The organism is Pseudomonas lactucae, from assembly GCF_016937615.1.
GTDB classification, from domain to species: Bacteria; Pseudomonadota; Gammaproteobacteria; order Pseudomonadales; family Pseudomonadaceae; genus Aquipseudomonas; species Aquipseudomonas lactucae.
Window position 1 is genome coordinate 1 of sequence record NZ_JAFHKI010000070.1, and the last position, 19,306, is coordinate 19,306.

Sequence of the window (19,306 nt, forward strand, 5' to 3'; positions counted from 1 at the left end):
CCACAGTTGATTGCATTTCAAGGCTAGGCTGGCTGGGCGGTGCCGAACGCTCCTTGGCGCAGCAACAGCACCACTAGACCCAGCGCCCCCGCCGCCATCAACAACGGCAATGCATGCCCGCTGATCCACTGGCTGCCCGCACCGGCCACCAGTGGGCCGATCAGGCAACCGATGCCCCACAGCTGTGCAATGTGGGCATTGGCGCGCACCAGCGCATCATCACGGTAGCGCTCGCCGATCAGGATCAACGACAAGGTAAACAACCCGCCTGCACTGGCGCCGAACAGCACCCATATCGGCCAGATCAGCAACGTGTGCATCAGCACCGGAACCGCCAGGCTCGACACCAGCAGCAACAGCGCACAGCTGAGGAACAACGTGCGGCGCGGCAGATAGTCCGCCAGCGCACCGATGGGCAATTGCAGCAGCGCATCGCCGACCACCACCGTGCTGACCATCGCCAAGGCGATCTCGGCGGTGAAGCCCTGCTGCAGGCAATACACCGGCAACAGCGTCAGGATCATCGCTTCGAACGCGGCGAACAACGCCACCGCCCAGGCAATCGCCGGCAGACTAACGCAAAAACGCCACAGGTCGATGAAGGTCACGCCGAACGACTCGGCGGTGGGAGCGCCGGAGCGACCCAGCAATGCCAGCGGGGCAACCAGCAACAGGCTCACCCCGACCCAGAATCCATAGTCATGATCGGTACCGATCACGCCCAACAGCAACGGCCCCGAGAGTTGGCTCAAGGCGTAACTGCAGCCATATAGCGCCACCAGCCGGCCACGCCACTGCTCCACCACCAACTGGTTGATCCAACTTTCGCCGAGGATAAACACGATGGTCAGGATCACCCCGATCATCAGGCGCAACACCAGCCATATCGGGTAGCTGGGCAGGATCGCCAGCAACCCGATGGACACCGCGCCGCCCCACAGACATAGGCGCATCAGGTTGGCGGTGCCGAGCCAGGAGGCCAGGCGACTGGAGACTTTGGCGCCGAGCAATACGCCGAAGGCCGGCATCGCCGCCATCACACCGATGGCAAAACTGCCGTAGCCCCAGCCTTCCAGGCGCAGGGACACCAGCGGCATGCTCACGCCCAATGCCAGGCCGACGCTGAGTACGGAGGCCAGGACGGCGAAGTAAGTCGCCCACCGCATTGCCGCGCTCCTGTGGATAATTTCTGATTTACACAAAGCAGTGTGGGAGGGGCTTGCCCCTCCCACATTTAGCCTGCGGTGTTGCTTAGAGCTTGATCCAGGTCGATTTCAGCTCGGTGTACTTGTCGAACGCATGCAGTGACTTGTCGCGCCCGTTGCCCGACTGCTTGAAGCCACCAAACGGCGCGGTCATGTCGCCGCCATCGTACTGGTTGACCCACACGCTGCCGGCGCGCAGGGCCTTGGCGGTCAGGTGCGCCTTGGAGATATCGGCGGTCCACACGGCGGCGGCCAGGCCATACACCGTGTCGTTGGCGATCTTCACCGCTTCTTCGGCGCTGTCGAAGGTAATCACCGACAGAACCGGACCGAAAATCTCTTCCTGGGCGATCTTCATCGCATTGGTCACACCGTCGAAAATCGTCGGCTCGACATAAGTGCCGCCGGTTTCTTCCAGGGTGCGCTTGCCGCCGGCTACCAGTTTGGCGCCATCGGCGTGGCCGGCCTCGATGTACGACAACACCGTGTTCATCTGCTGGGTATCCACCAATGCGCCGACGGTGGTCGCCGGGTCAAGCGGGTTGCCGGGCTTCCAGCCCTTGAGGGCCTCGATCACCAGCGGCAGGAATTTATCCTTGATGGAACGCTCCACCAACAGGCGCGAACCGGCGGTGCAGACTTCGCCCTGGTTGAAGGCGATGGCACCAGCGGCGGATTCGGCGGCGGCTTGCAGGTCCGGGGCGTCGGCGAACACGATGTTCGGGCTCTTGCCGCCGGCTTCCAGCCACACGCGCTTCATGTTCGACTCGCCGGAGCGAATCAACAGTTGCTTGGCGATCTTGGTGGAGCCGGTGAATACCAGGGTGTCGACATCCATGTGCAGCGCCAGGGCGTTACCGACGGTGTGGCCGTAACCCGGCAGTACGTTGAACACACCTTTGGGGATACCGGCTTCAACGGCGAGGGCCGCGATGCGGATGGCGGTCAGCGGGGACTTTTCGGACGGCTTGAGGATCACCGAGTTACCGGTGGACAGCGCTGGGCCGAGCTTCCAGCACGCCATCATCAATGGGAAGTTCCACGGCACGATGGCGCCGACAACGCCCACCGGTTCGCGGGTCACCAGGCCCAATTGATCGTGCGGGGTGGCGGCGACTTCGTCGTAGATCTTGTCGATCGCCTCGCCGCTCCAGCTCAGGGCATTCGCCGCGCCGGGTACGTCGATGTTCAGGGAGTCGCTGATCGGCTTGCCCATGTCCAGGGTTTCGAGCAGCGCCAGCTCTTCGGCATTGGCCTTGAGCAGCGCGGCGAAACGGATCATGGTGGCCTTGCGCTTGGCCGGCGCCAGGCGCGACCAGACACCCGAGTTGAAGGTGGCGCGAGCGTTTTCCACGGCGCGCTGGGCGTCGTCGGTGTCACAGCTGGCAACAGTGGCCAGCAGGCGGCCATCGACCGGGCTGATGCATTCGAAGGTATCGCCGGAAACAGCAGCGGTGTATTCGCCATTGATGTAGGCGCGGCCTTCGATCTTCAGATCCTTGGCGCGTTGTTCCCAGTCGGCACGGGTCAGGGTGGTCATGCGAGTGTCCTCCTCTTATTGAATACAAGGGCCGGGCGATGTCCCCGGCAGCCTCAAAGAATGCTTGCCCGCCCGCCATCTGTTCGGCGCAAGGCAGCTGCCACCCTAAACCAGCGGCTGGGGATGTTTCAATATATTTGACATAACGGCGGTAAACGCCCTTGCGATGTTCATTTTAATAAACATAGACTTTGGGCTCTCCAACCGCAGGCCAGACGGGACACGCACATGAGCATCCAGGACATCGTCGACTTCAGCCAAGCCAACACCGCCCCCGAACGCTATCGCCCTGCCGCCGAGAAAATCCTCAAGGGCGATCCCGAACAGACCGTCTATAACCACTACAACAGCCCATGCGGCCAGATGAACGCCGGCGTTTGGGAAGGTGAAGTCGGGCAGTGGAAAGTCAACTACACCGAGCATGAGTACTGCGAGATTGTGCAGGGCGTGTCGGTGCTGCGTGACGCCGAGGGTAACGCCAAGACCCTGCGCGCCGGCGACCGCTTCGTGGTTCCAGCGGGCTTCAGCGGTACGTGGGAAGTACTGGAGCCGTGCCGCAAGATTTATGTGGTCTTCGAACAGAAAGCCTGATCAATAAACGCGCAAGCAAAAAAAAGCCCGCATCGTGAGATACAGGCTTTTTTTCACAAGGAAGAAAATCAATTACTTGATTTTGCCTTCTTTGTAGATCACGTGCTTGCGAACGCGCGGGTCGAACATTTTCTTTTCGAGCTTGTCCGGGGTAGTACGCTTGTTCTTGTCGGTAGTGTAGAAGTGACCAGTACCGGCGCTAGAGATCATTCGAATCAATTCACGCATGATAGAGCTCCTTAGATCTTGCCAGCGGCGCGGATTTCGGCCAGCACGACAGTGATGCCACGCTTGTCGATGATACGCATGCCTTTGGCAGATACACGCAGGCGAACAAAACGTTTCTCTTCTTCAACCCAGAAGCGGTGATGCTGCAGGTTCGGCAGGAAACGACGACGGGTTTTGTTATTTGCGTGGGAAATGTTATTCCCAGTCACCGGACCCTTACCGGTAACTTGACAGACTCTCGACATGCCTCAGCCCTCTAAAACCACATGCCCAACCCGGCATGGGTTGGCCGCTTAATCTCTCAGTCATTTGGCGCCAGGCGCCGCGTTTCTTTAGGGTCTTACCGGCTACACCTACAAGCGAAGGAACCGGGCCCCTAGAAAAGAGCGCTGCTTTATACCAGAAAGACCCTGGTGCAACAACAGCGAGTGTGTTTTTACCGGAGTAAATCTCGCCTGTTGACGCCTGAACCGTTGCCAGGAGGGGCCGCTGTCACAGCCGACCGCTCGTCGCACAGAATGATTTTCAGCGCACGCGCGCACCGCAAAGTGCGCGACGAAACAATCTGAGGCGCCATCAAAACAGCATTTTGACTAAAAGCACAGGCAAAAATGGGCTAGTCATTTATCCATCAGACCACTACGGTAGGACTTTTCCAGACTGCACTCGCAGATGGGCCTTCGATCTGCAAAGGAAACCGACCATGCGCCTCGCTGCCCTACCGCTGTTGCTCGCTCCTCTCTTTATCGCGCCGCTGGCCTGCGCCGCCACCACCTTGAGCGTATGCACCGAGGCCAGCCCTGAAGGGTTCGACGTGGTGCAGTACAACTCACTGACCACCACCAACGCCTCGGCCGATGTGCTGATGAACCGCCTGGTGGACTACGACGCCGCCGGCGGCAAGCTGGTGCCAAGCCTGGCGGACAGCTGGGACGTGTCGCCGGACGGCCTGACCTACACCTTCAAGCTGCACCCGAATGTGAAATTCCATCGCACCGAGTATTTCACCCCGAGCCGCACCCTGACCGCCGAAGACGTGCGCTTCAGCTTCGAACGCATGCTCGACCCGGCCAACCCGTGGCACAAGATCGCCCAAAGCGGTTTCCCCCACGCCCAGTCGCTGCAATTGCCGACATTGGTCAAAAAAATCGACGCACTGGACCCGCTGACCGTGCGCTTTACCCTGGATCATGCTGACTCCACCTTCCTCGCCGCCCTGAGCATGGGCTTTGCCTCGATCTATCCGGCCGAGTACGCCGATAAACTGCTCAAGGCTGGCACACCGGAGAAACTCAACAGCCAACCGATCGGCACCGGGCCGTTTATCTTCAGCCGGTTCCAGAAAGACGCCGTGATTCGCTACAAGGCCAACCCGGACTACTTCGCCGGCAAACCGGCTGTGGATAACTTGATCTTTGCCATTACCCCTGACGCGAACGTGCGCCTGCAGAAGTTGCACCGCGACGAATGCCAGGTCGCCCTGTCGCCCAAGCCTCTGGACGTGGTCGAGGCCAGGAAAGATCCTGCGCTGAAGGTAGAAAAAACCGCTGCGTTCATGACCGCGTTCGTGGCCATCAACAGTCAACACCCTCCCCTGGACAAGCCGGAAGTACGTCAGGCGATCAACCTGGCCTTCGACAAGGCCAGCTATCTCAAGGCTGTGTTTGAAGACACTGCCGAAGCCGCCAGCGGCCCTTATCCACCCAACACCTGGAGCTACGCCAAGGAGTTGCCGGGTTATCCACAGGACCTCCCCAAGGCCAAGGCGTTGCTGGACCGCGCAGGACTCAAGGATGGCTTCAAGACGACGATCTGGACACGCCCCACCGGCAGCCTGCTGAACCCCAACCCGAACCTGGGCGCACAACTGCTGCAGGCGGACCTGGCCAAGGTCGGCATCCAGGCCGAGATTCGCGTGATCGAATGGGGCGAGCTGATTCGCCGCGCCAAGGCCGGAGAGCATGACCTGCTGTTCATGGGCTGGGCCGGCGACAACGGCGACCCGGATAACTTCCTGACGCCGCAGTTTTCCTGCTCGGCCGTGAAGTCCGGCACCAACTTCGCACGCTACTGCGACCCTGCGCTGGACAAGCTGATCAGCGCCGGCAAGACCACCAGCGAGCAAGGTGTGCGCAGCAAGCTGTATCAGCAGGCCCAGGCCCAGATCCAGCAACAGGCGCTGTGGTTGCCCCTGGCACACCCGACCGCGTTTGCCCTGGTACGCGAGAATGTCGAGGGTTACCAGGTGAGCCCATTCGGGCGCCAGGACTTCTCGAAGGTCAGCGTCAAACCTTGAGCCTCGCCCCCGCCCTGACCGGGCGGGGTCACATCCACCCATACTCCGCCATCGACAACGGGTCACCATCCCCGACGATGATGTGATCCAAGACCCGCACATCCACTACTTCCAATGCCTTTTGCAGCGTCTTGGTCATTTTTCGATCAGCGGCGCTCGGCTGCGCAACACCCGAAGGGTGGTTGTGACACAGGATCAACGCCGCGGCGTTGTACGCCAGGGCACGCTTGACCACCTGCCGAGGGTAAACCAGGGCGGTATCGATGGTGCCTTGGGACAACGCTTCGAACCCCAGCACCCGATGCCTTGAATCGAGGAACAGACAGCCGAATATCTCGTTAGGCTCATGGCGCAACATGGCCTTGAGGTACTCGCGCACGGCCAATGGGCTTTCCAGCACCGAATCATTGCGCAGGCGCTCGGCCATGTGGCGCCGGGACATTTCCAGCACCGCCTGCAACTGCGCAAACTTCGCCGGTCCCAACCCCAGCTGTTGGTTGAACACGACCTGATTGGCCTCCAGCAGCGGACGCAGGCCACCAAACTGCGCCAATAGATGGCGCGCCAGGTCCACGGCACTCTTGCCGCAGACCCCCGTGCGCAGGAAGATTGCCAGCAACTCGGCATCCGACAGGCTCGCCGCGCCCCACTCCAGAAGCCTCTCTCGCGGCCGCTCCGCCGCTGGCCAATCACGAATACTCATCCCACCTCCCTATGCATGTGCGCCCTGCCGCCCAGCAAACGCTGTGTTATCGTAGGGCCTCTTTTTTGCCTGCGATTTCACCTGGGGAGGGGGCATCGCAGGCGTCACTGAACTGGCTTCACTGAACTGGAAAGGCAAACCAATGCAGCGTCTGTATCGGAAACGCATCGTTCTCGGCGTCGGCGGCGGCATTGCCGCCTACAAGAGCGCAGAGCTGGTTCGCAGGCTCCTCGACCAAGGCGCCGAAGTGCGCGTGGTCATGACCCGCGGCGGCAGTGAGTTCATCACGCCCCTGACCATGCAGGCCTTGTCCGGCCACCCGGTTCATCTGGACTTGCTGGACCCGGCGGCCGAAGCGGCCATGGGCCACATCGAACTGGCCAAATGGGCCGACCTGGTGCTGATCGCCCCGGCCACCGCCGACCTGATCGCCCGCCTGGCCCAGGGTATCGCCGATGATCTGCTGACCACGTTGGTATTGGCCACCGACGCCACCGTCGCCATCGCTCCAGCCATGAACCAGGCCATGTGGCGCGACCCGGCCACCCAGGCCAACACTCAATTGCTGCAAAACCGTGGCCTCAAAGTATTTGGCCCGGCCTCCGGCAGCCAGGCCTGCGGCGACGTCGGCCTGGGCCGCATGCTCGAAGCCACCGACCTGGCGCTGTGCGCCGCCGAGTGCTTCCAGCACCTGGCCCTGACCGGCAAGCACGTGCTGATCACGGCAGGCCCGACCCAGGAAAACATCGACCCGGTGCGTTACATCACCAACCATAGCTCAGGAAAAATGGGCTTTGCCTTGGCAGAAGCCGCGGTCGAGGCAGGCGCACGCGTCACCCTCATCACCGGTCCGGTGCATTTGCCGACACCCGATCGCGTCACGCGAATCGACGTAGTCAGCGCCCGGGACATGCTGGCGGCCTGCGAAGCGGCGATTCCGTGCGATCTATTCATCGCCTCGGCAGCGGTAGCGGACTACCGCCCGGAAGTCGTTGCGCCGCAAAAGCTCAAGAAAGACCCTACAAGCGGCGACGGCCTGCTCCTTCAAATGGTGCGCAACCCGGACATCCTGGCCACCATCGCCACGCGTCCGGACCGCCCGTTCAGTGTCGGCTTCGCCGCCGAGACCGAGCACTTGCTGGATTACGCCGCACGCAAATTGAAAGACAAAAACCTCGACCTGATCGTTGCCAATGACGTCGCCAACCCGAGCATCGGCTTCAACAGCGAGGAAAATGCCTGCAGCGTGATCGATCGCGAGCTGCACGCGACGCTTTTCGCCCAGACCAGCAAGGGCAAGATTGCCCGCCAACTGATCTCTTTTATCGCCCAACGGCTGAACCAGGTTTAATTTCCATGCACGCTTTGCAAGCCAAGATCCTCGACCCACGCATCGGCACCGAATTCCCGCTGCCCGCCTACGCCACCCCGGGCTCCGCCGGCCTGGACCTGCGCGCCATGCTCAAGGAAGACACCGTCCTTGAACCGGGCCAGACCCTGCTGATCCCCACCGGCCTGTCGATCTACGTCGGCGACCCCGGCCTGGCCGCGCTGATCCTGCCGCGTTCCGGCCTGGGCCATAAACATGGCATCGTGCTGGGCAACCTGGTGGGGCTGATCGACTCGGACTACCAGGGCGAGTTGATGGTGTCGTGCTGGAACCGTGGCCAGACCGCGTTCAACATCGCGGTCGGCGAGCGTATCGCCCAACTGGTACTGGTGCCCGTCGTACAAGCCCACTTCGAGCTCGTGCAGGAATTCGACGAGACCCAACGCGGTGCTGGCGGCTTCGGGCATTCGGGCAGTCACTGACCAAGCTGACCCTGGCCGGCACCTCTGGTCCGGCCAGCCACTACCGCACGGCTTTCAGCAAGAAGAATGCGCGGAATTTATCGGCATGATTTCCCAATACCAATCAATGGGTTACGCAGAAAAAAATACGGAGCCCAAACTCCGATGGCATTTTTGCACCACGAACTCTCTGCCGAAAACACCGTCATACCCTTCAGTTTGAGCCTGCCGGCCAGCCCCATTAAGGCCAGCCTTGCCCCCTTTCAGATGGAGTTCCCCCCGCAATGAGTACCGCAGCCCGAGTAGCCCCGACGTTCCCCGACAGTATCTTTCGCGCCTACGACATTCGTGGCGTGGTGCCCAAGACCCTGACTGCCGAAACCGCCTACTGGATTGGCCGCGCCATCGGTGCCCAGAGCCTGGCCCAGGACGAGCCCAACGTTTCAGTGGGTCGCGACGGTCGCCTTTCCGGTCCCGAACTGGTGGAACAACTGATCCAGGGCCTGGCCGACAGCGGCTGCCACGTCAGCGACGTTGGCCTGGTGCCAACCCCTGCGCTGTACTACGCCGCCAACGTCCTGGCCGGCAAGTCCGGGGTGATGCTCACCGGTAGCCATAACCCCTCGGACTACAATGGCTTCAAGATCGTCATCGCCGGCGACACCCTCGCCAACGAGCAGATCCAGGCCTTGCATAACCGCCTGAAAACCAATGACCTGACCAGCGGCAAGGGCAGCGTCACCAAAGTTGACATCCTGCAGCGCTACTCTGACGAAATCACCCGTGACGTCAAACTCGCGCGCCGCTTGAAAGTGGTGGTGGACTGCGGCAACGGCGCGGCCGGGGTGATCGCCCCGCAACTGCTCGAAGCCCTCAATTGCGAAGTGGTGCCGTTGTTCTGCGACGTTGATGGCAACTTTCCCAACCATCACCCGGACCCAGGCAAGCCTGAGAACCTGGTGGACCTGATCGCCAAGGTCAAGGAAACCGGCGCCGACGTCGGCCTGGCCTTCGACGGTGACGGTGACCGCGTGGGCGTGGTGACGAATACCGGCGAGAACGTGTTCGCAGACCGCCTGCTGATGCTGTTCGCCCGCGACGTGGTGGCGCGCAATGCCAACGCCGAGATCATCTTCGACGTGAAGTGCACCCGCCGTCTCACGCCGCTGATCAAGGAATATGGCGGCCGTCCACTAATGTGGAAGACCGGTCACTCGTTGATCAAAAAGAAAATGAAGGAAACCGGCGCGCTGTTGGCCGGCGAAATGAGCGGCCATGTGTTCTTCAAGGAGCGCTGGTTCGGTTTCGACGACGGCATTTACAGCGCCGCTCGTCTGCTGGAGATCCTCAGCAAGGAAAAATCCACGGCGCAGGAGCTGTTTCAGACCTTCCCGAACGATATTTCTACGCCAGAGATCAATATCCATGTGACCGAGGAGAGCAAATTCAGCATCATTGACGCACTGCACGATGCGCAATGGGGTGAAGGCGCCAACCTGACCTCCATTGATGGTGTGCGAGTCGATTACGCCAAAGGCTGGGGCCTGGTTCGCGCGTCCAACACCACACCGGTGCTGGTCCTGCGTTTCGAGGCGGATACCGAGGCCGAGTTGCAGCGCATCAAGGACGTGTTCCACGCCCAGTTGAAACGTGTTGCCCCTGATCTCCAATTACCGTTCTGATTTTTACCGGAGCCCTGAATGACCCTCGAACGCGAAGCCGCTGCCAACACCGCCAAGGTCCTGTCCGAAGCGCTGCCTTATATTCGACGCTACGTCGGCAAGACGCTGGTGATCAAGTACGGCGGCAATGCCATGGAAAGCGACGAGCTGAAAACCGGCTTTGCCCGCGACATCGTGCTGATGAAAGCCGTGGGGATCAACCCGGTGGTGGTCCACGGTGGCGGCCCGCAAATCGGCGACCTGCTCAAGCGCTTGTCGATCGAGAGTCACTTCATCGATGGCATGCGCGTTACTGACGCGCAGACCATGGACGTGGTGGAGATGGTCCTCGGCGGCCAGGTGAACAAGGACATCGTCAACCTGATCAACCGCCATGGCGGAAGCGCCATCGGCCTGACCGGCAAGGACGCGGAGTTGATCCGCGCGAAAAAACTGACCGTGACCCGTCAGACACCGGAGATGACCCAACCGGAAATCATCGACATCGGCCAAGTGGGCGAAGTGATCGGCATCAACACCGACCTGCTCAACCTGCTGGTCAAGGGCGATTTCATCCCGGTGATCGCGCCGATCGGCGTGGGTGCCAACGGTGAGTCCTACAATATCAACGCCGACCTGGTGGCGGGTAAGGTTGCCGAGGCACTGAAGGCTGAAAAGCTAATGCTGCTGACCAACATTGCCGGCCTGATGGACAAGCAAGGCAAGGTGCTCACCGGCTTGACGACCCAACAAGTGGACGACCTGATCGCCGATGGCACCATCTACGGCGGCATGCTGCCCAAGATCCGCTGCGCGCTGGAAGCAGTGCAAGGCGGCGTTGGCAGCTCGCTGATCCTGGATGGTCGGGTGCCGAATGCGATTCTGCTGGAAATCTTCACCGATACCGGTGTGGGCACGCTGATCAGTAACCGCAAGCGTCCTTAACCGCTGAAAACTAAAAAGCCCCCGTTCAATTCAATTGAACGGGGGCTTTTTGCATAGGCCTTGAAAACACCGAAGATCAAATGTGGGAGGGGCGGTGCGACGATTCGACTTGCCCCTCCCACACAAGCCCTCATACACAATTGGTTCTGTGTCAGACGCCGAACTGCTCGCGGTACGCCCGTACTGCCGGCAAATGCTGCTTGAGCTGCGGGTCATCTTCCAGGAACTGCAACACCTGGTTCAACGACACGATGCTCACCACCGGAATGCCGAAATCGCGCTCCACTTCCTGGATCGCCGACAACTCACCGTTGCCACGCTCCTGGCGATTCAGCGCGATCAACACGCCAGCTGCCTTCGCGCCGTCCTGGGAGGCGATGATCTGCATCACTTCACGGATCGCAGTGCCGGCGGTGATGACATCGTCGATGATCAACACATCGCCAGTCAGGGGGGCACCGACCAGGCTGCCGCCTTCACCGTGAGCCTTGGCCTCCTTGCGGTTGAAGCACCAAGGCAAATCCCGCCCATGATGTTCCGCCAGGGCCACGGCCGTTGCGGCAGCCAGGGGAATGCCCTTGTAGGCCGGGCCGAACAACACGTCGAAGGAAATACCGCTTTCAACGATGGCTGCCGCGTAGAAACGACCCAGCTGAGCCAGGGCCGAGCCCGAGTTGAACAAGCCTGCATTGAAGAAGTATGGGCTGGTGCGCCCGGACTTGAGGGTGAACTCACCGAAGCGCAAAACGCCGCGATCGATGGCAAAACGAATGAAATCGCGTTGATACGCCTGCATGAAAAAAGCCTCAGATACCACGGATTTAGCTAATTAGGTAGACGGCGTGTATCATACACGCACGCGATTTTTGGGGCCATTTATGCGGATCATCAGTGTGAACGTTAATGGTATTCAGGCTGCAGTCGAGCGTGGTTTGCTCAGTTGGCTGCAAGCCCAGAATGCCGACGTCATCTGCCTGCAGGATACCCGCGCCTCCGCCTTTGAACTGGACGACCCAGCCTTCCAACTGGATGGCTACTTCCTTTATGCCTGCGATGCCGAAGTCCCTGCCCAAGGTGGCGTGGCTTTGTATTCGCGGTTGCAACCCAAGGCGGTCATCAGCGGCCTCGGCTTCGAGACAGCCGACCGCTACGGGCGCTACCTGCAAGCCGATTTCGATAAGGTCAGCATCGCGACCTTGCTGCTCCCTTCGGGGCAGAACGGCGATGAGGATTTGAACCAGAAGTTCAAGCTAATGGACGACTTCGCCCGTTACCTGGATAAACAGCGGCGCAAACGTCGCGAGTACATTTATTGTGGCTCGCTGTATGTGGCGCAACAGAAGCTGGATATCAAGAACTGGCGCGACAGCCAGCAATCACCGGGCTTCCTGGCGCCGGAACGGGCCTGGATGGACGAGATTGTCGGTAACATGGGCTATGTGGATGCCCTGCGCGAAGTCAGCCGCGAAGGCGACCAGTACAGCTGGTGGCCGGACAACGAACAGGCTGAGATGCTCAACCTGGGTTGGCGTTTCGACTACCAGTTGCTGACCCCAGGTCTGCGCCGGTTTGTTCGCAGTGCACGCTTGCCGCGCCAGCCGCGCTTCTCGCAGCACGCGCCGCTGATCGTGGACTACGACTGGACACTGACCATCTGAGGTCTTTTTCCAGGCACAAAAAAACCGACATCGCTGTCGGTTTTTTTGTGGGCGTTCATTATTTGACCAGACGCCAGGTCAAGGGATAGCGGTAGGCAATCCCCTTGTTGGCTTTGATCGCACCAATGATCGTCAGCACCACGCTCGCGATTGCCAACGCAGTCATCAGGAAGAACCCGATTACCGCGAAGGCCAGCACGATGCAAACGATCCAGGCGATGGCCACGGTAAGCTGGAAATTCAGGGCTTCCTTGCCCTGATCATCAATGAACGGGTCCACTTCTTTTTTCATTTGCCACAGGATCAGCGGGCCGACGACACTGCCGAAGGGGAACACAAACCCCAGGAACGCCGCGAGATGACACAACATGGCCCCCTGACGGACTTCATAGGAAGGCGTGGGTACCGGCATCTGGTTGTCATTCATGGCGTTTCTCCTTGAGGCCGGTTCAGTCAGCCAGCGCGGCGTTCTGCAGGGCGAAGATTTCGGTCATGCCTTTCTGGGCCAAGGCCAGCATGGCGTTCAGCTCGGCCGGCTGGAAAGGTGCGCCTTCGGCGGTGCCCTGCACTTCGATGAAACCACCGGTGCTGGTCATCACCACGTTCAGGTCGGTCTCGGCAGCCGAGTCTTCCAGGTAATCCAGGTCCAGCACGGGCTCACCCTGATACATGCCGACCGACACCGCGGCGATCATCTGCTTGAGCGGGTCACCGCCCTTCAGGCCGCCACGTTTCTTGATCACTTTGAGTGCGTCGACCAGGGCCACCATGGCGCCGGTGATCGATGCCGTGCGGGTGCCGCCGTCGGCCTGGATCACATCGCAGTCGACATACAGGGTCACGTCGCCCAGTTTGGACATGTCCAGGGCAGCGCGCAGGGAACGACCGATCAGACGCTGGATTTCCAGGGTACGGCCGCCCTGCTTGCCACGGCTGGCTTCACGCTGGTTACGCTCGCCGGTGGCACGCGGCAGCATGCCGTACTCGGCGGTCAACCAACCCTGGCCCTGGCCCTTGAGGAAACGCGGCACGCCGTTTTCGACGCTGACGGTGCAGATCACCTTGGTATCGCCAAACTCGACCAGTACGGATCCCTCGGCGTGTTTGGTGTAGTTGCGGGTGATGCGGATCGAGCGGAGCTGATCGGCAGCGCGACCACTTGGACGTTTCATAGGGGATACCTGTACGGAGGACGAAAAACTGCCGAGCATTATAGAGCCGCGAGCCGATTCGGGGCACTTCTAAAAAATTCGGTTACGAATGGTCAACTATTGCCCATTGCTTGGGCGCGCCCGCCCCACTGCGCTACAATCCTGCGCCTTCTTAATCATCAGCCCGTGTTTGCGGGACTGCAACGCGAGGTACCTCCATGGTGCACAGCATGACCGCCTTCGCCCGCGTCGAAAACGCCGGCGCCCAAGGCACCCTGAGCTGGGAACTGCGTTCGGTCAACAGCCGTTACCTGGAGCCGCACCTGCGCCTGCCGGAATCGTTCCGCGACCTTGAGGGCGCCGTGCGTGAAGCGCTGCGCCAAGGCATCTCCCGCGGCAAGCTGGAATGCACGCTGCGCTTTACCGAGGAGACTACCGGCAAACCGCTGCAGGTCGACCGCGACCGCGCCGCGCAGCTGGTCGCCGCCGCCGAAACCATCGCCAGCCTGATCCAGCAGCCGGCCGCACTGAACCCCCTTGAAGTGCTGGCCTGGCCCGGCGTGCTGGTGGCCGACGCCGCCGACCCGCAAGCCCTCAACGCCGACGCCCTCGCCCTGTTCAACCAGGGCTTGAAGGAACTCAAGGCCGGCCGCGAGCGCGAAGGCGCCGAACTGGCACGTCTGATCAACGAGCGCCTGAGCGCGATCGAAGAAGACGTGATCACCCTGCGTGAACTGGTGCCGCAGATGCTCGCCACCCAGCGCCAGAAGGTCCTCGACCGCTTCACGGACATGAAGGCCGACCTCGACCCGGTGCGCCTGGAACAGGAAATGGTCCTGCTGGCACAGAAGAGCGACGTTGCCGAAGAACTCGACCGCTTGAGCACCCATATTCTTGAAGTGCGCCGCGTGCTCAAGTCCGGCGCGCCGCCGGTCGACGCCTGGACTTCCTGATGCAGGAACTCAACCGCGAGGCCAATACACTCGGCTCCAAGGCATTTGACCCGCGCAGCACCACGGCTGCGGTTAACCTCAAAGTGTTGATCGAGCAGATGCGCGAACAAGTACAGAATATTGAGTAAGGCAATCTCCATGACCCATAGCACCGGCACCCTGTACATCATTTCCGCCCCTTCGGGCGCGGGCAAAAGCAGCTTGGTCAAGGCGCTGACCGACACCAATGACCAGATCCGCATTTCGGTCTCCCACACTACCCGCGCCATGCGTCCGGGTGAGGTGAACGGCGTGCACTATCACTTCGTCGAGCGCACCGAGTTCGTCAAGATGATCGAACACGGTGACTTCCTGGAGCGCGCCGAAGTGTTCGGCAACCTCTATGGCACTTCGCAAAGCCACCTGCAGCAGACGCTGGATGAAGGCCACGACCTGATCCTGGAAATCGACTGGCAGGGCGCCGAGCAAGTGCGCAAGTTGATGCCCCAGGCGCGCTCGATCTTCATCCTGCCGCCTTCGCTCGAAGCCTTGCACCAGCGCCTGACCAACCGTGGCCAGGACAGTGACGAGATCATCGAAGGCCGCATGCGTGAAGCCGTCAGCGAAATGAGCCACTACGTCGACTACGACTACCTGATCATCAATGACGATTTTTCCCACGCACTGGATGATCTGAAGGCGATTTTCCGCACCAATCAGCTCCAGCAAAAGCGCCAACAGCAGCGTTTCGGCAAATTACTCGCCGAACTGCTGGGCTGATTGGCTCTTCCCAAAACCGCCGCAAGGGCTTTACATTGGCGCTTGTAGCGGTTTTGCGAGGACCTGCGAAAAATCAGCGCTTCCCTAAACGCTGGTGATTTTTTAAACTGCTCAGTCCGCTCGCCCAACCGGGCAGCGCGCATCTTGCATTCGCTCCGAGGAATACCATGGCCCGCGTAACCGTTGAAGACTGCCTAGAACACGTGGATAACCGCTTTGAGCTGGTCATGCTCTCTACCAAGCGTGCCCGTCAACTGGCCACCGGCGGCAAAGAGCCCCTGGTCCAGTGGGAAAACGACAAGCCTACCGTTGTAGCCCTGCGTGAAATCGCCGAAGGCCTGATGAGCTACGAGTTCATCGCCAACGCTGAAATCGTTGAAGACGAACCGCTGTTCGCAGCGTTCGAGGACGAGTCCAACGAGGCCGTCTAAGCCTATGCCTGGTCGACGTAGCACGGCGCGCAGTCACAGCCTTCGGCAGGAGTTCATACCTTGCCGAGCATAGACGCCCTCGCCGATCGCTTATCGACCTACCTCGGCCCCGACCAGGTCAACCTGGTCCGCCGAGCGTATTTCTACGCCGAACAAGCCCACGACGGCCAACGCCGCCGTAGCGGTGAGGCGTACGTCACCCATCCTCTTGCGGTGGCCAATATTCTGGCCGACATGCACATGGACCATCAGAGCCTGATGGCTGCGATGCTGCATGACGTGATCGAAGACACCGGCATCGCCAAGGAAGCGCTCAGTTCGCAATTTGGCGAAACCGTGGCCGAACTGGTCGACGGGGTCAGCAAGTTGACCCAGATGAACTTCGAGACCAAGGCCGAAGCTCAGGCGGAAAACTTCCAGAAGATGGCCATGGCCATGGCCCGGGATATCCGGGTGATCCTGGTCAAGCTGGCCGACCGGCTGCACAACATGCGCACGCTGGAAGTGCTGTCGGGCGAGAAACGCCGACGCATTGCCAAGGAAACCCTGGAAATCTACGCGCCCATCGCCAACCGGCTGGGCATGCACGCCATTCGAATCGAGTTCGAAGACCTCGGTTTCAAGGCCATGCACCCGATGCGCTCGGCGCGCATCTACCAGGCGGTCAAGCGTGCCCGGGGCAACCGCAAGGAAATCGTCAACAAGATCGAAGAGTCGCTGAGCCATTGCCTGGCGATCGACGAGATCGAGGGCGAGGTCAGCGGGCGCCAGAAGCACATCTACGGCATCTACAAGAAGATGCGCGGCAAACGGCGGGCCTTCAACGAAATCATGGACGTGTATGCGTTCCGGATCATCGTCGACAAGGTCGATACCTGCTACCGCGTGCTGGGCGCTGTACATAATTTGTACAAACCCCTGCCGGGCCGCTTCAAGGACTACATCGCCATTCCCAAGGCCAACGGCTACCAATCGCTGCATACCACGCTGTTCGGCATGCACGGCGTGCCGATCGAGATCCAGATCCGCACCCGCGAAATGGAAGAGATGGCCAACAATGGCATCGCTGCCCATTGGCTGTACAAATCCAGCGGCGACGAGCAGCCAAAGGGCACCCATGCCCGTGCGCGCCAGTGGGTCAAAGGCGTGCTGGAAATGCAGCAACGTGCCGGCAACTCCCTGGAATTCATCGAGAGCGTGAAGATCGACCTGTTCCCGGACGAGGTCTACGTGTTCACGCCCAAAGGGCGGATCATGGAGCTGCCCAAAGGCTCCACGGCGGTCGACTTCGCCTACGCGGTGCATACGGATGTCGGCAACAGCTGCATTGCGTGCCGTATCAACCGGCGCCTGGCCCCGCTGTCGGAACCGCTGCAAAGCGGCTCCACCGTGGAGATCGTCAGCGCACCGGGCGCACGGCCGAACCCGGCGTGGCTCAATTTCGTGGTCACCGGCAAGGCGCGCACGCACATCCGCCACGCATTGAAACTGCAGCGCCGCTCCGAGTCCATCAGCCTCGGCGAACGCTTGCTGAACAAGGTACTCAACGGCTTCGACAGCGCGCTGGACAAGATCCCCCAGGAGCGCGTGCAAGCGATGCTTCACGAGTATCGCCAGGAAACCATCGAAGACCTGCTGGAAGATATCGGCCTGGGCAACCGCATGGCCTACGTGGTCGCTCGCCGCCTGCTGGGCGAAGGCGAACAGCTGCCAAGCCCGGAAGGCCCACTGGCGATTCGTGGCACCGAGGGCCTGGTGCTCAGCTACGCCAAATGCTGCACGCCGATCCCAGGCGACCCGATCGTCGGGCACCTGTCCGCGGGCAAAGGCATGGTGGTGCACCTGGACAACTGCCGCAATATCACCGAAATCCGCCACAACCCGGAAAAATGCATCCAGCTCTCCTGGGCCAAGGATGTCACCGGCGAATTCAATGTCGAGTTGCGCGTGGAGCTGGAGCACCAGCGCGGCCTGATTGCCCTGCTGGCCAGCAGCGTCAACGCGGCCGACGGCAATATCGAAAAAATCAGCATGGACGAGCGCGATGGCCGCATCAGCGTGGTCCAGCTGGTGGTCAGCGTCCACGACCGTGTGCACCTGGCCCGCGTGATCAAGAAACTGCGTGCCTTGACCGGTGTGATCCGCATCACCCGCATGCGTGCCTAGCGCTTCAACTTAAGTCATCGCTTATTACAAGGAGTCATTCATGACCAAGACAGTAATCACCAGCGACAAGGCCCCGGCCGCCATCGGCACCTACTCCCAGGCGATCAAGGCGGGCAACACCGTCTACATGTCCGGCCAGATCCCGCTGGACCCGAAGACCATGGAACTGGTGGAAGGCTTCGAAGCACAGACCGTGCAGGTCTTCGAGAACCTCAAGTCCGTGGCCGAAGCCGCCGGCGGTTCGTTCAAGGACATCGTCAAGCTGAACATCTTCCTTACCGACCTGAGCCACTTCGCCAAGGTCAACGAGATCATGGGCAAGTACTTCGAACAACCTTACCCAGCCCGCGCCGCCATCGGCGTTGCCGCTCTGCCAAAGGGCGCACAGGTTGAGATGGACGCCATTCTGGTCATCGAGTAAAACACCCGGCGCAGCCCAAACAGGCTGCGCCGACTTCGTTTTAAAAGGATTTCATGATGCGCAAAGCGCTTGTAGCCACTTCGTTGCTCGCCCTGCTGCTCGGCGGCTGCGCCAGCAACCCTGCCGACCGGGATGTGAGCGGCACCTGGATCAACCAGGTCGCCATCGATGCGGCAGCCAAGGGCGGCCCTTTGCGTGAAGCGCTGCAAAGCTTCGGACCGAACCTCGAATGGGAGGTGAATACCAAGGCTTCCCAGGCACGCTACTACAACGGTTTTGAAGTCGCGGAAGGCAAGCTGCTCGGTGAAAAATCCGGCGCCTGGAGCGTGGATTTCTATGGCAGCTCCGCCACCGAACTCAAGCGTAAAGGCAAACAACTGCTGCAGGTTGCCAACGATAACGAGCCCGAACAGCTGTTTGCTCGCGCCAAGGACCCGGCACCGGAAGGCGCGCCACTGGGCGCCAATTTCGAGCGCGCCTTGTATGCCGCCTACATGGGTGGCGACTGGAAGATCACTGACGGTTTCGGTAACGGCGCCATCGTGCAGTTCCAGGCTGACGGCAAAGTCGCAGGCTTGCCGAACGTTGATCGGTATTCGTTATGTCTGGCGGGTGATTGCGCCTCTATGAGTGGCGGCTACGACAGTATCTGGCTGCAGCTCAACGGCGTGGGCAACCCGTGGATCTTTGCGCGTAAAGGCAAGCAACTGGAAATATTCCAGGGGATCAATACCGCGCAGACGGACGAAGTGCCTCAGTTCACACCGGGCCCTCGCCAATGGCTGCTTGAAAAGCAATAAACAACCC

General features: G+C 60.7%; 19 protein-coding genes and 2 pseudogenes. 13 read left to right on the top strand and 8 right to left on the bottom strand.

Annotated elements, in window-relative coordinates:
• Positions 1 to 23: 23 nt before the first annotated feature.
• Both JWR98_RS14230 and JWR98_RS14235 read right to left on the bottom strand, forming a co-directional pair.
• Positions 24 to 1,166 carry an MFS transporter gene (locus tag JWR98_RS14230; RefSeq protein WP_078735205.1) on the bottom strand — a complete coding sequence of 381 codons (1,143 nt, stop codon included), beginning with the start codon at positions 1,164 to 1,166 and terminating at the stop codon, positions 24 to 26.
• Positions 1,167 to 1,251: 85 nt separating this feature from the next.
• Positions 1,252 to 2,745: an aldehyde dehydrogenase gene (locus tag JWR98_RS14235; RefSeq protein WP_078735206.1), complete on the bottom strand. Its 1,494-nt coding sequence runs from the start codon at positions 2,743 to 2,745 to the stop codon at positions 1,252 to 1,254.
• A 228-nt stretch (positions 2,746 to 2,973) separates the two neighbouring features.
• Between JWR98_RS14235 and JWR98_RS14240 the strand changes: the two genes are divergently transcribed.
• Positions 2,974 to 3,336, top strand: coding sequence for a cupin domain-containing protein (locus JWR98_RS14240; RefSeq protein WP_078735207.1), 363 nt, complete (start codon positions 2,974 to 2,976; stop codon positions 3,334 to 3,336).
• A 72-nt stretch (positions 3,337 to 3,408) separates the two neighbouring features.
• Here JWR98_RS14240 and rpmG read toward each other — a convergent pair whose 3' ends face one another.
• A complete protein-coding gene (rpmG, locus tag JWR98_RS14245; RefSeq protein ID WP_003176906.1) occupies positions 3,409 to 3,564 on the bottom strand; it encodes a 50S ribosomal protein L33 in 156 nt (51 codons plus the stop codon).
• Positions 3,565 to 3,575: 11 nt separating this feature from the next.
• On the bottom strand, positions 3,576 to 3,809 hold the full coding sequence (gene rpmB, locus JWR98_RS14250) for a 50S ribosomal protein L28 (protein ID WP_003176907.1): 234 nt from the start codon (positions 3,807 to 3,809) through the stop codon (positions 3,576 to 3,578).
• Between the two features lie 458 nt (positions 3,810 to 4,267).
• Here rpmB and JWR98_RS14255 point away from each other — a divergent pair, with 458 nt between their 5' ends.
• Positions 4,268 to 5,860: an ABC transporter substrate-binding protein gene (locus tag JWR98_RS14255; protein ID WP_078735208.1), complete on the top strand. Its 1,593-nt coding sequence runs from the start codon at positions 4,268 to 4,270 to the stop codon at positions 5,858 to 5,860.
• A 28-nt stretch (positions 5,861 to 5,888) separates the two neighbouring features.
• Here JWR98_RS14255 and radC read toward each other — a convergent pair whose 3' ends face one another.
• Positions 5,889 to 6,563 (bottom strand): RadC family protein, encoded by a 675-nt coding sequence (radC, locus tag JWR98_RS14260; RefSeq protein WP_078735209.1) that lies wholly within the window; start codon positions 6,561 to 6,563, stop codon positions 5,889 to 5,891.
• Positions 6,564 to 6,705: 142 nt separating this feature from the next.
• Here radC and coaBC point away from each other — a divergent pair, with 142 nt between their 5' ends.
• The 4 genes and pseudogenes from coaBC (at position 6,706) to argB (ending at position 10,960) form a co-directional block, all read left to right on the top strand.
• Entirely contained in the window at positions 6,706 to 7,914 is a 1,209-nt protein-coding gene (coaBC, locus tag JWR98_RS14265; RefSeq protein WP_078735210.1) for a bifunctional phosphopantothenoylcysteine decarboxylase/phosphopantothenate--cysteine ligase CoaBC, read from the top strand.
• Between the two features lie 5 nt (positions 7,915 to 7,919).
• Positions 7,920 to 8,375: a dUTP diphosphatase gene (gene dut, locus JWR98_RS14270; protein WP_003176911.1), complete on the top strand. Its 456-nt coding sequence runs from the start codon at positions 7,920 to 7,922 to the stop codon at positions 8,373 to 8,375.
• Positions 8,376 to 8,632: 257 nt separating this feature from the next.
• Positions 8,633 to 10,036 (top strand): annotated as a pseudogene (locus tag JWR98_RS14275) (phosphomannomutase/phosphoglucomutase); the annotation flags it as partial.
• An 18-nt stretch (positions 10,037 to 10,054) separates the two neighbouring features.
• Positions 10,055 to 10,960: an acetylglutamate kinase gene (argB, locus tag JWR98_RS14280; protein WP_003176913.1), complete on the top strand. Its 906-nt coding sequence runs from the start codon at positions 10,055 to 10,057 to the stop codon at positions 10,958 to 10,960.
• 151 nt (positions 10,961 to 11,111) lie between these two features.
• Here the strand turns inward: argB and pyrE are convergent, their stop codons facing one another.
• On the bottom strand, positions 11,112 to 11,756 hold the full coding sequence (gene pyrE, locus JWR98_RS14285) for an orotate phosphoribosyltransferase (protein ID WP_021492595.1): 645 nt from the start codon (positions 11,754 to 11,756) through the stop codon (positions 11,112 to 11,114).
• 82 nt (positions 11,757 to 11,838) lie between these two features.
• Between pyrE and JWR98_RS14290 the strand changes: the two genes are divergently transcribed.
• The gene (locus tag JWR98_RS14290) at positions 11,839 to 12,618 is read left to right on the top strand and encodes an exodeoxyribonuclease III (RefSeq protein ID WP_003176915.1); all 780 of its coding nucleotides are present in this window, start codon (positions 11,839 to 11,841) and stop codon (positions 12,616 to 12,618) included.
• A 58-nt stretch (positions 12,619 to 12,676) separates the two neighbouring features.
• Here the strand turns inward: JWR98_RS14290 and JWR98_RS14295 are convergent, their stop codons facing one another.
• Positions 12,677 to 13,045, bottom strand: coding sequence for a DUF4870 domain-containing protein (locus tag JWR98_RS14295; protein ID WP_003176916.1), 369 nt, complete (start codon positions 13,043 to 13,045; stop codon positions 12,677 to 12,679).
• Between the two features lie 22 nt (positions 13,046 to 13,067).
• A complete protein-coding gene (rph, locus tag JWR98_RS14300; RefSeq protein ID WP_003176917.1) occupies positions 13,068 to 13,790 on the bottom strand; it encodes a ribonuclease PH in 723 nt (240 codons plus the stop codon).
• A 197-nt stretch (positions 13,791 to 13,987) separates the two neighbouring features.
• Between rph and JWR98_RS14305 the strand changes: the two are divergent.
• From JWR98_RS14305 to JWR98_RS14330, 6 genes and pseudogenes are all read left to right on the top strand, one after another.
• Positions 13,988 to 14,850: pseudogene (locus tag JWR98_RS14305) on the top strand (YicC/YloC family endoribonuclease).
• Between the two features lie 10 nt (positions 14,851 to 14,860).
• Entirely contained in the window at positions 14,861 to 15,481 is a 621-nt protein-coding gene (gene gmk / locus JWR98_RS14310; RefSeq protein ID WP_003176919.1) for a guanylate kinase, read from the top strand.
• Between the two features lie 167 nt (positions 15,482 to 15,648).
• Positions 15,649 to 15,912, top strand: a complete 264-nt coding sequence (rpoZ, locus tag JWR98_RS14315; protein ID WP_003176920.1) for a DNA-directed RNA polymerase subunit omega — start codon at positions 15,649 to 15,651, stop codon at positions 15,910 to 15,912.
• 60 nt (positions 15,913 to 15,972) lie between these two features.
• Positions 15,973 to 18,078 (top strand): bifunctional GTP diphosphokinase/guanosine-3',5'-bis pyrophosphate 3'-pyrophosphohydrolase, encoded by a 2,106-nt coding sequence (gene spoT, locus JWR98_RS14320; protein WP_003176921.1) that lies wholly within the window; start codon positions 15,973 to 15,975, stop codon positions 18,076 to 18,078.
• Positions 18,079 to 18,118: 40 nt separating this feature from the next.
• Positions 18,119 to 18,499 carry a RidA family protein gene (locus JWR98_RS14325; RefSeq protein WP_003176922.1) on the top strand — a complete coding sequence of 127 codons (381 nt, stop codon included), beginning with the start codon at positions 18,119 to 18,121 and terminating at the stop codon, positions 18,497 to 18,499.
• A 56-nt stretch (positions 18,500 to 18,555) separates the two neighbouring features.
• Positions 18,556 to 19,299, top strand: coding sequence for a hypothetical protein (locus JWR98_RS14330; protein WP_078735215.1), 744 nt, complete (start codon positions 18,556 to 18,558; stop codon positions 19,297 to 19,299).
• Positions 19,300 to 19,306 lie beyond the last annotated feature (7 nt).

Bases quoted from the DNA above. Each gene is read 5' to 3' on its own strand.
- JWR98_RS14230 (WP_078735205.1), bottom strand. From the start codon at position 1,166: ATGCGGTGGGCGACTTACTTCGCCGTCCTGGCCTCCGTACTCAGCGTC.
- JWR98_RS14235 (WP_078735206.1), bottom strand. From the start codon at position 2,745: ATGACCACCCTGACCCGTGCCGACTGGGAACAACGCGCCAAGGATCTG.
- JWR98_RS14240 (WP_078735207.1), top strand. From the start codon at position 2,974: ATGAGCATCCAGGACATCGTCGACTTCAGCCAAGCCAACACCGCCCCC.
- rpmG (WP_003176906.1), bottom strand. From the start codon at position 3,564: ATGCGTGAATTGATTCGAATGATCTCTAGCGCCGGTACTGGTCACTTC.
- rpmB (WP_003176907.1), bottom strand. From the start codon at position 3,809: ATGTCGAGAGTCTGTCAAGTTACCGGTAAGGGTCCGGTGACTGGGAAT.
- JWR98_RS14255 (WP_078735208.1), top strand. From the start codon at position 4,268: ATGCGCCTCGCTGCCCTACCGCTGTTGCTCGCTCCTCTCTTTATCGCG.
- radC (WP_078735209.1), bottom strand. From the start codon at position 6,563: ATGAGTATTCGTGATTGGCCAGCGGCGGAGCGGCCGCGAGAGAGGCTT.
- coaBC (WP_078735210.1), top strand. From the start codon at position 6,706: ATGCAGCGTCTGTATCGGAAACGCATCGTTCTCGGCGTCGGCGGCGGC.
- dut (WP_003176911.1), top strand. From the start codon at position 7,920: ATGCACGCTTTGCAAGCCAAGATCCTCGACCCACGCATCGGCACCGAA.
- argB (WP_003176913.1), top strand. From the start codon at position 10,055: ATGACCCTCGAACGCGAAGCCGCTGCCAACACCGCCAAGGTCCTGTCC.
- pyrE (WP_021492595.1), bottom strand. From the start codon at position 11,756: ATGCAGGCGTATCAACGCGATTTCATTCGTTTTGCCATCGATCGCGGC.
- JWR98_RS14290 (WP_003176915.1), top strand. From the start codon at position 11,839: ATGCGGATCATCAGTGTGAACGTTAATGGTATTCAGGCTGCAGTCGAG.
- JWR98_RS14295 (WP_003176916.1), bottom strand. From the start codon at position 13,045: ATGAATGACAACCAGATGCCGGTACCCACGCCTTCCTATGAAGTCCGT.
- rph (WP_003176917.1), bottom strand. From the start codon at position 13,790: ATGAAACGTCCAAGTGGTCGCGCTGCCGATCAGCTCCGCTCGATCCGC.
- gmk (WP_003176919.1), top strand. From the start codon at position 14,861: ATGACCCATAGCACCGGCACCCTGTACATCATTTCCGCCCCTTCGGGC.
- rpoZ (WP_003176920.1), top strand. From the start codon at position 15,649: ATGGCCCGCGTAACCGTTGAAGACTGCCTAGAACACGTGGATAACCGC.
- JWR98_RS14325 (WP_003176922.1), top strand. From the start codon at position 18,119: ATGACCAAGACAGTAATCACCAGCGACAAGGCCCCGGCCGCCATCGGC.
- JWR98_RS14330 (WP_078735215.1), top strand. From the start codon at position 18,556: ATGCGCAAAGCGCTTGTAGCCACTTCGTTGCTCGCCCTGCTGCTCGGC.